14 protein-coding genes are annotated in these 11,478 nt (G+C 60.8%); 10 read left to right on the top strand and 4 right to left on the bottom strand.

Translation table 11 applies throughout. The features are described from left to right. The first annotated feature begins 16 nt into the window (after positions 1-16). The 7 genes from INS80_RS10280 to phbB all read left to right on the top strand — a co-directional run bounded on the left by INS80_RS10280 (position 17) and on the right by phbB (position 6,618). The gene (locus INS80_RS10280; protein WP_192965545.1) at positions 17-589 is read left to right on the top strand and encodes a TlpA disulfide reductase family protein; all 573 of its coding nucleotides are present in this window, start codon (positions 17-19) and stop codon (positions 587-589) included. 433 nt (positions 590-1,022) lie between these two features. Next, complete coding sequence (locus INS80_RS19470; RefSeq protein ID WP_192965544.1) at positions 1,023-1,874, top strand: 2OG-Fe(II) oxygenase; 852 nt, start codon at positions 1,023-1,025, stop codon at positions 1,872-1,874. An 86-nt stretch (positions 1,875-1,960) separates the two neighbouring features. After that, a complete protein-coding gene (locus tag INS80_RS10270) occupies positions 1,961-2,347 on the top strand; it encodes a hypothetical protein (protein WP_192965543.1) in 387 nt (128 codons plus the stop codon). Between the two features lie 12 nt (positions 2,348-2,359). Further along, on the top strand, positions 2,360-3,307 hold the full coding sequence (locus INS80_RS10265) for a sterol desaturase family protein (protein WP_192965542.1): 948 nt from the start codon (positions 2,360-2,362) through the stop codon (positions 3,305-3,307). A 174-nt stretch (positions 3,308-3,481) separates the two neighbouring features. After that, a complete protein-coding gene (locus INS80_RS10260) occupies positions 3,482-4,291 on the top strand; it encodes an EAL domain-containing protein (RefSeq protein WP_192967249.1) in 810 nt (269 codons plus the stop codon). A gap of 238 nt (positions 4,292-4,529) precedes the next feature. Next, a complete protein-coding gene (locus INS80_RS10255; RefSeq protein WP_192965541.1) occupies positions 4,530-5,705 on the top strand; it encodes an acetyl-CoA C-acetyltransferase in 1,176 nt (391 codons plus the stop codon). A 190-nt stretch (positions 5,706-5,895) separates the two neighbouring features. Beyond that, positions 5,896-6,618 carry an acetoacetyl-CoA reductase gene (gene phbB, locus INS80_RS10250; RefSeq protein WP_192965540.1) on the top strand — a complete coding sequence of 241 codons (723 nt, stop codon included), beginning with the start codon at positions 5,896-5,898 and terminating at the stop codon, positions 6,616-6,618. An 80-nt stretch (positions 6,619-6,698) separates the two neighbouring features. Here the strand turns inward: phbB and INS80_RS10245 are convergent, their stop codons facing one another. After that, positions 6,699-6,845 carry a hypothetical protein gene (locus INS80_RS10245; RefSeq protein ID WP_192965539.1) on the bottom strand — a complete coding sequence of 49 codons (147 nt, stop codon included), beginning with the start codon at positions 6,843-6,845 and terminating at the stop codon, positions 6,699-6,701. 115 nt (positions 6,846-6,960) lie between these two features. Here INS80_RS10245 and INS80_RS10240 point away from each other — a divergent pair, with 115 nt between their 5' ends. Then, complete coding sequence (locus INS80_RS10240; RefSeq protein ID WP_192965538.1) at positions 6,961-7,908, top strand: transcriptional regulator GcvA; 948 nt, start codon at positions 6,961-6,963, stop codon at positions 7,906-7,908. Beyond that, positions 7,905-8,792, top strand: a complete 888-nt coding sequence (gene yddG, locus INS80_RS10235) for an aromatic amino acid exporter YddG (protein WP_192965537.1) — start codon at positions 7,905-7,907, stop codon at positions 8,790-8,792. The genes INS80_RS10240 and yddG overlap by 4 nt, the downstream gene beginning before the upstream one ends. Positions 8,793-8,927: 135 nt before the next feature. Here yddG and INS80_RS10230 read toward each other — a convergent pair whose 3' ends face one another. The 3 genes from INS80_RS10230 to INS80_RS10220 all read right to left on the bottom strand — a co-directional run bounded on the left by INS80_RS10230 (position 8,928) and on the right by INS80_RS10220 (position 10,370). Continuing rightward, positions 8,928-9,107, bottom strand: a complete 180-nt coding sequence (locus INS80_RS10230; protein ID WP_192965536.1) for a YdcH family protein — start codon at positions 9,105-9,107, stop codon at positions 8,928-8,930. 277 nt (positions 9,108-9,384) lie between these two features. Next, positions 9,385-10,158: a tRNA1(Val) (adenine(37)-N6)-methyltransferase gene (locus tag INS80_RS10225; RefSeq protein ID WP_192965535.1), complete on the bottom strand. Its 774-nt coding sequence runs from the start codon at positions 10,156-10,158 to the stop codon at positions 9,385-9,387. Beyond that, entirely contained in the window at positions 10,155-10,370 is a 216-nt protein-coding gene (locus INS80_RS10220) for a putative signal transducing protein (protein ID WP_192965534.1), read from the bottom strand. Before INS80_RS10220 ends, INS80_RS10225 begins: the two co-directional genes overlap by 4 nt. A gap of 57 nt (positions 10,371-10,427) precedes the next feature. Here INS80_RS10220 and INS80_RS10215 point away from each other — a divergent pair, with 57 nt between their 5' ends. Beyond that, a complete protein-coding gene (locus tag INS80_RS10215) occupies positions 10,428-11,426 on the top strand; it encodes a polyprenyl synthetase family protein (RefSeq protein WP_192965533.1) in 999 nt (332 codons plus the stop codon). Positions 11,427-11,478: the final 52 nt, after the last annotated feature.

The following is an 11,478-nucleotide window of genomic DNA, read 5'->3' as shown; positions in this document are numbered from 1 at the left end:
GAACCCCGGAGATAACATGCGTCTGTTTCGTCACCTCACCCTTTATATGGCCCTGAGCTTGGGTGCAAATGCCGCCGTCGCCGCCGATGTCGCAACGCTGGAATCCTTGCGCGCGGACAGCCTGAAACGCCTCGTCGTCCACAGCGAACCCCGGCCCGTGTCGGATGCCGAGTTCTTTCTGGAGGACGAGGGCGGAACGGCCAAATTGGCCGATTACAAGGGCAAGATCGTGCTCCTGAACTTCTGGGCCACTTGGTGCGCGCCCTGTCGCAAGGAAATGCCGCAGATCGCCGAGCTGCAGGAGGAATTCGGCGGTGACGATTTCGAGGTCCTGACCATCGCCACCGGACGCAACACGCCTGCGGGCATCGTCAAGTTCTTCGAGGAAAACGGCATCACCAACCTGCCCCGCCACACCGACCCCAAACAGGCGCTGGCCCGCACCATGGCAGTGATCGGCCTGCCCATCACCGTTTTGATCAACCGCGAAGGCGAGGAGGTCGCGCGCCTTCTGGGGGATGCGGAGTGGAATTCTGACAGTGCCAAGGCAATTGTAAAGGCTTTGATCGACAGCGAAGCAACCAACTGAGGAGAACAGCCTCAACTACAAGGTTGCCAGCGGCGAAAGCGATACCGTAGCCTTCCGAGACATGAATAACGGGGAGGCAGCCATGCCAAGCAGACCAACGGGCGAAAACCTGGAGCAAATGCTGGTACGTGTCATGGGTCGGCGGCCCGGACGTGGTCAGTTCCCCGGTCTAGGCGGGTATCCTGGCAGGATTCCCGGGAACTGGCCCGGCTCTCCACCTTCGGTAGGGTCTGACCCACACCCCTTCTTTCCACCGTTATCCCCGCCAATCTGGCCACCGGCGCCCATCCCGGTTGCACCTCCGACCCCGGTGGGGCCCACGCCCAGTCCGCCACGGGGTCCCATTCCGATCAACCCGCCTCCGCGTGGGCCCATTCCGGTTCCTTCGCCACCCGGGCCGATTCCGGTACCACCACCTCCGGGACCAATCCCAGTGCCACCTCCTCCGGGACCGATCCCGGTTAACCCGCCGGTCGGGCCCAATCCGCCCACACCGCCGCCGCCACCTCAGCCTCCGGCACCTCCTCCTACGCCTGCGCCTCCTGCGCCCCCGACGCCGACGCCCACACCGCCGCCAAGTCCACCGGATCCGCCAATACCCGGCGATGATGTTCGCTTTGGGGGGCTCGACAGCCCGGAAGAGGCCATCGCGGCGCTCCATGCGGCGAACACTCGTTTTGATGAACCGGAGTACGAATGGATCTTCAAGGCCCGTGCTTTGCAGCCACAGAAGCTGCGCCCGCTGGACCACGTCTTTGTCGAAGACTTCCTGACCGATGCGGAGTGCGACTGGATCATCGAACGCCATCAGAAACTTGCACTGGATGAAAGCCGCATGTCTTGGGGTGAGCGGGATGAGCATCGCCGCAGTACTGACCTCTACTGGCTCCAGCCGGACGAGGTGAGCTATCCTCTGTTCCAGAAAGTTGCGGCCCTGGTTGCCGAAGTAAACGACAAAGAGTTTCGCTATGATCTTTTCGGCTATATCCGCCCGATGCAGCTTGGACGCTACTCCATGACGCAGGGCTATGACTGGCATCAGGACATAGGGCCCGCAGCGACATCCAAACGCAAACTGTCAGTTTGTATCCAACTGAGCAATCCCGCCGAATACGAAGGCGGGCATCTCGAGCTCTTCCGCGCCGAAAGCGACGCTCTTGCCCTGCCCCGAAAACGTGGATCTGTTGCGGTATTCCCATCTTGGGTGCTTCATAGGGTCACGCCGGTTACAGCCGGAACGCGCTGGAGTCTTGTCAGTTGGGTCGAGGGCCCACCTCTCCGCTAGCGGAGGAGCCTTGCAACACGCCTTCCCCTACGCAACCTTTGACAGGTCCCTGCTGACAGTTTCATTCTGCCCACAGGGAGGACGACATGCCACTGGAAATACTGCTGATCATGGTTGTCGGCGGGGTCAGCCTCGTTGCGCTGATCTTGCATTTGACCGGCCGCTCGGCCCAAACCGTTCTGTCAGCCGAGGATGCACGCGTGGCCTGGCACCGGCATTTCCCCGATGACGAAGTGCGTCAGGTGATGGTCTCGGAAGATCGCCATGCGGCGCTGGTCCAGACGTCTGTGGCGACCGGCCTGCTGTGGTCCTTCGGCGCCGACACCGTGGCGCGTCATCTCATTGATTTTGACGTGATGGAGACCAAAGACGGGCTGCGGCTGGAGTTTCATGACTTCGGCACGCCTGGTGTTTCCCTGACCCTTGCGCCGCCCGAGCGCGCGCGCTGGCAACAGCTTATGACATCCCCCTGACGGAGCCCCACCATGAGTGATCCGATCTCATACCCTGACGTTACCCAATATGCGGTGCCCTTCTTCATTGCCGCGATCCTGGCCGAGTTCATCTGGATTGCCATCAAGGGGCGCGGCGGGCGTTACGAGACGCGCGATGCGCTCACCTCGCTGATTATGGGGGCAGGCAGTGTGGCCTCGGGGATCCTTCTGGGGTTCATCGCATGGGGATTCTTCATGCTCTTGTGGCGGGTCACCCCGCTGGACATGGGCACATCGATCTGGGCGATCCTCGCCTGTTTTGTGCTGGATGATCTGCGGTACTACTGGGTGCATCGCTTTGGCCACAGGGTGCGCTGGGTCTGGGCCAGCCATGTGAACCATCACTCAAGTCAGCACTATAACCTGACAACCGCCTTGCGGCAGACCTGGACCGGCACCTTCACCTTCATGATGGTGGTCCGCGCGCCTTTGGTGCTGATGGGCTTTCACCCGGCGCTGGTGCTGTTCGTAGGCGGCATCAACCTTGTCTACCAGTTCTGGATCCATACCGAGGCAATCGGCAAGATGCCCCGCTGGTTCGAGGCCGTGATGAACACGCCCAGCCACCACCGTGCGCACCACGGGCGCAACCCGCGTTATCTGGATTGCAACTATGCCGGCGTCTTCATCATCTGGGACAAGATTTTCGGAACCTTCGTCCCCGAGCAGGAGAATGACCGCGTGGATTACGGGCTTGTGCATAATATTGGCACCTTCAACCCGCTGCGCGTCGCCTTTCATGAATGGGTCGGCATCTTTCGTGATATGGCCCAGCCGGGCCTCTCCCTGAAACAGCGCCTGCTCTACGCGGTTGCCCCGCCCGGCTACAGCCACGACGGAAGCCGAGATACCAGCGAAGAGATCAAGGCCAAGCACCTGGCCCGCAATCCACAGGACAGGGGCACACCGGGCTTTGAAACACCTGCCGACGCCTCCTGACCCAATACCGCCCGGAGCACCTGTGTCCACGCAGGCAATTTCAATAAAATTGGAACCTTAAACCTCAGTTCACCCTTTTGCCCGACAGTGAGAACCAACGCATAGTTTACATGCTTTTGCACAGGACAAGCCGAGGGAATCACGGTGAACAAAAGACGCTGGAAAAAGGCGGACATGCCGGAAGGTGCCGAGAACCCGCTGAGCGCGGCCGTCGCATCGCGCGACCGCTCGACCCTCGACATGGTCGCGGAGGCGGTGAAACACGATCAAACCATGTTGGCCTTCCAACCGGTGATGCAGGCCATGCCGCCCCACCAAACAGCATTCTACGAAGGCTATATCCGGGTTCTGGACCCAACCGGCCGCGTCATACCCGCACGCGAATTCATGGGGGTCGTGGAAGAGACCGAAATCGGGCGCGCCCTTGACTGCCTGGCCCTGCAGCACGGCCTGAGGGCCCTGGCGAAATCACCGCAGATCCGCCTTTCGGTTAACATGTCAGCCCGCTCCATCGGCTATGGACGCTGGATGGATGTGCTGAACCGCTTCCTGAAAAAGGATGAAACCATCGGCGAGCGGTTGATCCTTGAAATCTCGGAGGCTTCGGCAATTGCCACTCCGGAGTTGGTCATCGACTTCATGCAGCGGATGCAAAAGCACGGCATCGCCTTTGCGCTCGACAACTTTGGCGCCGGCACGACAGCTATCGGCCACTTCCGCAACTTCTTTTTCGATGCGGTCAAGATCGACGGGCAATTCATTCGCGGCATCAGCGAGAACGCCGACAATCAGGCGGTTACATGCGCGCTGGTTGGGATCGCCAAACAGTTCGATATGCTGGTGGTGGCCGAGTCGGTCGAATCCGAGGTCGATGCGCAATTTCTGGTGTCCATCGGTGTGGACTGCATGCAAGGCTTCCTCTTTGGAGCGCCCACGGTCAGCCCCCCCTGGCTGGAAGAGCTGAAAGAGCGCAGCCGCGCCTGAATACGGGGCAGCCTTCTCGCTCCAGCTTCAAAGCCACCAAACGGTGGCTTTTTGCATGTCTGACGGTTGACTTCCCTTCAACCCCTGAGACACCCTGTCGATTGCTGCAGGTGCAGCAATACGCTATGCCTGCCCGGGACTAAGGGAGGGAAGGTCGCTATCGCGGTGTTTTGATTTCAACGTTATCCGCGCTGGCAGGACTGTCCCACGTACATTTGATGGCAGAGGACCCATATCAATGACCAATGTTGTAATCGCATCCGCCGCGCGGACCGCCGTGGGAAGCTTTGGCGGCGCATTCGCCAATACCCCGGCCCACGATCTGGGGGCTGCAGTATTGGAAGCCGTCGTCGCCCGTGCCGGTGTGGACAAGAGCGAGATTTCGGAAACTATTCTCGGGCAGGTACTGACTGCGGCTCAGGGCCAGAACCCTGCCCGCCAGGCTCACATCAACGCCGGCCTACCGATCGAAAGCGCTGCCTGGGGTATCAACCAGGTCTGCGGCTCGGGCCTGCGCGCCGTCGCCCTTGGCGCTCAGCACATCCAGTTGGGGGACGCCTCCATCGTCTGTGCAGGTGGTCAGGAGAACATGACCCTCAGCCCCCATGCGGCCCACCTGCGCGCCGGCCACAAGATGGGCGACATGAAATACATCGACACCATGATCCGCGATGGTCTGTGGGACGCCTTCAACGGCTATCACATGGGTCAGACCGCCGAGAATGTCGCCGAAAAGTGGCAGATCTCCCGCGATCAGCAAGACGAATTCGCCGTCGCCAGCCAAAACAAGGCCGAAGCGGCACAGAAGGCTGGCAAATTCGCCGACGAGATCACCCCCTTCACCGTGAAGACCCGCAAAGGCGACATCGTGGTGGACAGCGATGAATACATCCGCCACGGCGCCACCATCGAAGCGATGCAGAAACTGCGCCCGGCCTTCACCAAGGACGGCTCGGTCACCGCAGCCAACGCTTCGGGTCTCAACGACGGCGCCGCCGCCACCCTTCTGATGAGCGCGGATGAAGCCGAGAAGCGCGGCATCGAGCCGCTGGCGCGGATCGCCTCTTACGCGACCGCCGGTCTCGATCCCTCGATCATGGGTGTCGGCCCAATCTACGCGTCGCGCAAGGCGCTGGAAAAGGCCGGCTGGAGCGCATCGGACCTGGATCTGGTCGAAGCCAATGAAGCCTTTGCAGCGCAGGCCTGCGCCGTGAACAAGGAAATGGGCTGGGATCCCGAGATCGTCAACGTCAACGGCGGCGCCATCGCCATCGGCCACCCCATCGGCGCCTCGGGCTGCCGGGTGCTGAACACACTTCTGTTCGAGATGAAGCGGCGGGGCGCAAAGAAGGGCCTCGCGACCCTCTGCATCGGCGGCGGCATGGGCGTCGCCATGTGCGTGGAGCGCCCGTAATTGCAGCGCAAAACCTGACATAACAAAGGGCGTCACTGTGGCGCCCTTTTCTTTTATGCTTCAGAGGTTTGTAGGGGTGCGACAATTTATGCGGCACCGCAGCAAAAATTTGCCGCGAAATATTGTTGCGCATAATCGGCCTCACATGTAGCAAGATTACCAAGCAAATGAATCACTGGAGGAAAACTCAATGGCACGTACTGCACTCGTCACCGGCGGCTCCCGCGGCATCGGCGCAGCAATTTCCAAGGCGCTGAAAGCCCAAGGCTATAACGTCGCGGCCACCTATGCCGGCAATGACGAAGCCGCGGCCAAGTTCACCGAAGAAACCGGCATCCAGACCTACAAGTGGAACGTTGGCGACTACGATGAAAGCAAGGCCGGCATCGAAAAGGTCGAAGCAGATCTGGGCCCAATCGATGTGGTCGTCGCCAATGCTGGCATCACCCGCGATGCGCCCTTTCACAAGATGACCCCCGAGCAGTGGCACCAGGTGATCGACACAAACCTCACCGGCGTGTTCAACACCATTCACCCGGTGTGGCCCGGCATGCGCGAGCGCAAGTTCGGCCGCATCATCGTGATCTCCTCGATCAACGGGCAGAAAGGACAGTTCGCCCAGGTGAACTATGCCGCAACAAAGGCCGGCGATCTGGGCATCGTGAAGTCCCTAGCGCAGGAAGGCGCCCGTGCAGGCATCACTGCAAACGCGATCTGCCCCGGCTACATTGCCACCGAAATGGTGATGGCGGTGCCGGAAAAGGTTCGCGAATCGATCATCGGCCAGATCCCGACCGGACGTCTGGGCGAGCCCGAGGAAATCGCGCGCTGCGTGACCTTCCTGGCCTCTGACGATGCAGGATTTATCAACGGCTCGACCATTTCGGCCAACGGCGGTCAGTTCTTCGTCTGATCCCAGGCCGCAGGTGCCAAAAAGAACAAGGGCCGGTCCATCAGGACCGGCCCTTTTCAAATCCCGTAAGGACATGCGCGCTATGCCCAGCGGGAAACTCCAGCGTGAACCAAGCTGGGTTTGCTGCGGCGAAACAGCCGCGCCCAGAAGGACTTCAGAACCTGACCGCGTTCCGCGTGGGCGCGCTGCATGGCCAGTTTGATATCTGCGTTGGCTGTATATTCCATCTTGCAAACCTCCGTTTCGGATCAACATCGTTAACCTGATCTGAATATGAGCTACCGGAAGACAGCTTACAAACGAGACTTTTCATCCGTTCAGTTAAGTATTACTTATGTGGCTATGCCAGATCGTCTGCCTCCCTTGACCGCCCTGCGTGCCTTTGATGCCGCTGCCCGCCACATGTCTTTTGCCAAGGCGGCAGAGGAATTGAACGTGACGCCCGCCGCACTGTCCTTCCAGATCAAATCGCTCGAAGAGCATTTGGGCGAGCCGCTGTTCCGCCGCCTCAACCGCGCGGTCGAACTGACAGAGGCCGGACGCACCCTGGCCCCAGGCGCCGCCGAAGGCTTTGAAATACTGGGCGATGCCTGGCGTGCAACCCGCCGTCTGCAGGACAACAGCACCCTCACCGTGACAGCCGGCCCAGCTTTTACGGCAAAATGGTTGGCGCCCAGGCTCTATGAGTTCGCCCGCGCCCATCCTGAAATTGATCTTCGCTTCTCCGCCACCCTCCGGATGATGGACTTTGACCGCGACGAGGTGGACGTGGCGATCCGCTTCGGCCTCGGTCCCGACGAAGGGCTGTGGTCCCTGCCGCTGCGCAATGAATGGCTGACGCCGGTCATGACGCCGGAGCTGGCGGAAAAATACACCACGCCGGAAAGCCTGACAGAGGCGCCGCTCCTGTTCGACGAATCCCTGCACTTCATCACGCCGCCCTGTGACTGGCCCGCCTGGTTCGCCAGCCAGGGTATTGATTTCGCCCCTTCCCACGGTGCCCACTTCTCGCAGGCGGACCACGCGGTTGACGCGGCCCTAGCAGGCGTTGGTGTCGCCCTTGGACGCAGGGCTGTCATTGTTACCGACCTCCATGCAGGCCGCCTGGTGGCACCTTTCAAGACGGCCATCGGGATCCAGGGCCGGTTTCGCTTTGTCTGCGCGAAGGGCACCGAGGATCGCCCCCAGATCAAGGCATTTCGCGATTGGTTCATGGGAGAGATTGAAAAAACTTCTTATGTGTCGGAAGGTTTCGAGATTATCCCCGTGGAAGAGATCTCCCTGAAATGACTGCCAGCCCCCCCGATGCCCGCGCGCAAGGCCGGGCCACCGCGATTGGATTTGTGGCGGTTCTCTTGTGGGCACTGCTGGCCCTTTTCACCGTCGGCACGGCGCCTGCACCTCCCCTCCTGCTGAATGCGATCTGCTTTTCCATCGGCGGCTCCATCGGCCTTGCCTGGACCTTGCTGAGCGGCGGGTTGCAAGAACTGCGCTACGTGCCTTTGCGCGTCTACCTTTTTGGCACATTGGGGCTTTTTGGCTATCACGCCCTTTATTTCTCGGCACTGCGGCTCGCCCCCGCTGCCGAGGCAGGGCTGATCGCTTATCTTTGGCCGCTGCTGATCGTCCTGTTCTCCGGCCTCTTGCCAGGTGAGCGTCTGCGTCTGGGGCATCTGATCGGGGCGCTGTTGGCCTTTGCCGGGGCGGCCACGATCCTTGGGGGCGGTGCAACCGGTATCGACACGCAGTATTTGCCGGGCTACGGGCTTGCCTTTCTTTGCGCTCTCACCTGGTCCAGCTACTCTGTCCTGTCTCGTCGTTTGGGCAATGCGCCAACGGCCTCTGTCGCCGTCTTTTGCCTAGCGACTGCGGTCTTATCGTGGGGCATGCATTTTGCGCTGGAAGAAACGGTCTGGCCGGATGGCGCCATCGGTTGGCTCTCCGCCATCGGGCTCGGGCTCGGGCCGGTTGGGCTGGCCTTCTACGTCTGGGATATTGGTGTCAAGAAGGGGGACATCCAGCTTTTGGGCACCAGCTCTTATGCGGCGCCGCTTCTCTCGACGGTGATCCTCGTTGTCTGTGGGGTCGCCGCCCCGACATGGTCCCTGGCCATCGCAGCCCTGCTGATCACCGCCGGCGCCGCGCTGGCCGCACGCAGCAGCGCAAAAGCCTAGCCCACCTGACGCTATGGAGTACAAAAGGGCTGCCGAGGTTCGGCAGCCCGGTCTTGGGTCATTCCGAGGTATGTGGCAGCGCACACAGGCGCCGCCTTTGGTAATATTCCCCGGTTCATTACCGGGACGGATGGCTCAGTGGGCCAGTTCAGCGACCGAAAGTCGTTCGATCTCTTCCTTGAGTTTGAGTTTCTGCTTTTTCATGGCCGCGACTTGAAGACCGTCAGCGCCGGGTGCGCGTTGGGCTTGTTCAACTTCCATGCTGAGGTGCTCGTGCTTCTTCTTCAGTTCAGTCAGATGCGAGCTTAGGCTCATGCCGTTCCTCCTTTTTGAGCAAGATACGTCCTGCACGGTGCAAGACAATTTGAGTGGAGCACAAGAAATCGAATCTGTCACGCTGCAGACGCACGGTTTTGTCATCAAATTGTCGCATCAGCCAAAGACCGCCAAAATCGGCACCGAACATCGGCAATAAAGGCGCAACGCAGGCGCAAAACGGTCGGCATATGCTTGAAAGCCGTGGGTCACATACCCACATTCGCGCGGCTGCGAAATCCCGGATCACAGGTGTCAGAGCCGCATTTTCGCTCAATCACCGCGCTGATGGCCAGGGGAGCGGCGCGCCGTGCCGCAAGACAGCAGAGATCTCGGAGGTGTAACTCTCCCCGTCCCGCTCGTGGCGCACCCCTTCGTGCAGGACAAGCGGCGCATGAAGGCGGAAGGCTGCTTTGCCTCCCTTGCGCGCGCGCAGGATCACCAGTTCTGCCGCCCGCTCCTGCCGCGGGGCAAGGGGCAGCACTTCGATCGAGCCGAGCCGCCCGTCACAGGCCTTCAGCATGTCCGCCAGCCGGTCCGCCCGCTGGATCATGTGGAGGTAGCCGCGCGGGGCCAGCCGTTTGGCGGCAATAGCGATCCATTCCTCCAAAGGCGTCTCCTCTCCCAGCGCAACTCGACGCCCTGCATCCTCGGCCTGACTATGGGCGCCTGCGCGATAATAGGGCGGGTTGGCAATGACATGGGCAAACTGGCGCTGTCGCAAGTCAGCGGGGAGCGCTGACAAATCCGCCTCGAAGATCTCAAGCTCCTGCGCGTTTAGCGCGGCATTGCGACGCGCCAGGTCTGCGTAGGCGCCCTGCACTTCCACTCCGGTCAAGGACAGGTTCTTGATGCGCGCACCAAGACACAAGAGCGCCTGCCCTGCGCCGCAGCCCAGTTCGAGCACGCTGTCGCCGTGATCTGCCTCTACGCTGGCTGCAAGAAGAACCGGATCCACACCAGCGCGGTAACCTCTTAAGGGCTGCAAAAGCCGCACCCGCCCTCCCAGAAAGTCGTTGCAGGTCAGATCGCTATCAGTAAACGCGCTCATCGTCCCAATGGGATCTGGTTGTCCAGCAGAACCTTCAGCGCCGGGTCGTAATCATCCGGATGGACCAGCAGCCTTTGCGGGATCGCCCCGATCCCTCCAGTGAGGACGCTCATATTTACGTCCACATGAAAGCAGTCTATATCCTCACCCTCAAGAAGGGCGGAGGCAAAGGCCAGGACGGTTGGATCGGTGCTGCGCAGAAGTTCCTTCATGGGGATGGATCTAAGAGCAAGGGCACTACCTTGTCGAGCGTGAAAGCCGAGAATGCAATGGACCAAGTGACAATGCAAAAGCCGCATGAGATGCTGGCAGCCACCCTCAGCGAGGAAATGGCGGCGGTAAACAGTCTGATCCGTACACGCATGGCGTCTGAGCATGCGCCCCGCATCCCCGAGGTGACCGCGCATCTGGTCGAGGCAGGCGGCAAACGCCTGCGGCCCATGCTGACACTGGCTGCCGCGCGCCTGTGTGGCTACGAGGGCGACAACCATGTAAAGCTTGCCGCCACGGTGGAATTCATTCACACGGCAACATTGCTGCACGATGACGTGGTCGATGAAAGCGGCCAGCGTCGGGGCCGCCCGACGGCCAACCTTCTGTGGGACAACAAAAGCTCGGTTTTGGTTGGGGACTATCTCTTTGCCCGCAGCTTCCAGTTGATGGTCGAAACGGGATCGCTGCGCGTGCTGGACATCCTTGCCAATGCGTCGGCCACCATCGCAGAGGGCGAAGTGTTGCAGATGACTGCAGCAACCGACCTCAAGACCGATGAGGCCATCTATCTACAAGTGGTGCGCGGTAAAACCGCCGCGCTGTTCTCCGCAGCAACCGAGGTTGGTGGCGTGATCGCCGGTGTCGAAGAGGCCAAGGTCAAGGCGCTTTTCGACTACGGGGATGCACTGGGGATCGCCTTCCAGATCGCCGATGACCTTCTGGATTATCAGGGGGACAGCAAGGCCACAGGCAAGAACGTCGGGGATGATTTCCGCGAGCGCAAGCTGACCCTGCCCGTGATCAAGGCGGTCGCGCAGGCAACAGATGAGGAACGCGCTTTCTGGACCCGGACGATAGAAAAGGGCCGCCAGCAAGACGGCGATCTGGAGCATGCTCTTGAGCTGATGAACAAATACGGCACGCTCGACGCGACGCGTCGCGATGCAATTGCCTGGGCCGACAAGGCAAAAGCGGCGCTCAGCTCCCTCCCGGATCAACCGATCCGCAAGATGCTATATAACCTTGCCGACTACGTCGTAGCCCGCCTGCATTAAGCCCGAACGCCCCGGTCCAACACAAAACAGCAGGCTTTCACGCGCCCGCAGG

Origin of the sequence: Phycobacter azelaicus (assembly GCF_014884385.1) — a bacterium.
GTDB lineage: Bacteria > Pseudomonadota > Alphaproteobacteria > Rhodobacterales > Rhodobacteraceae > Phycobacter > Phycobacter azelaicus.
The sequence above is the reverse complement of the archived record's forward strand: the minus strand, read 5'-3'. Positions and strand labels throughout refer to the sequence as shown.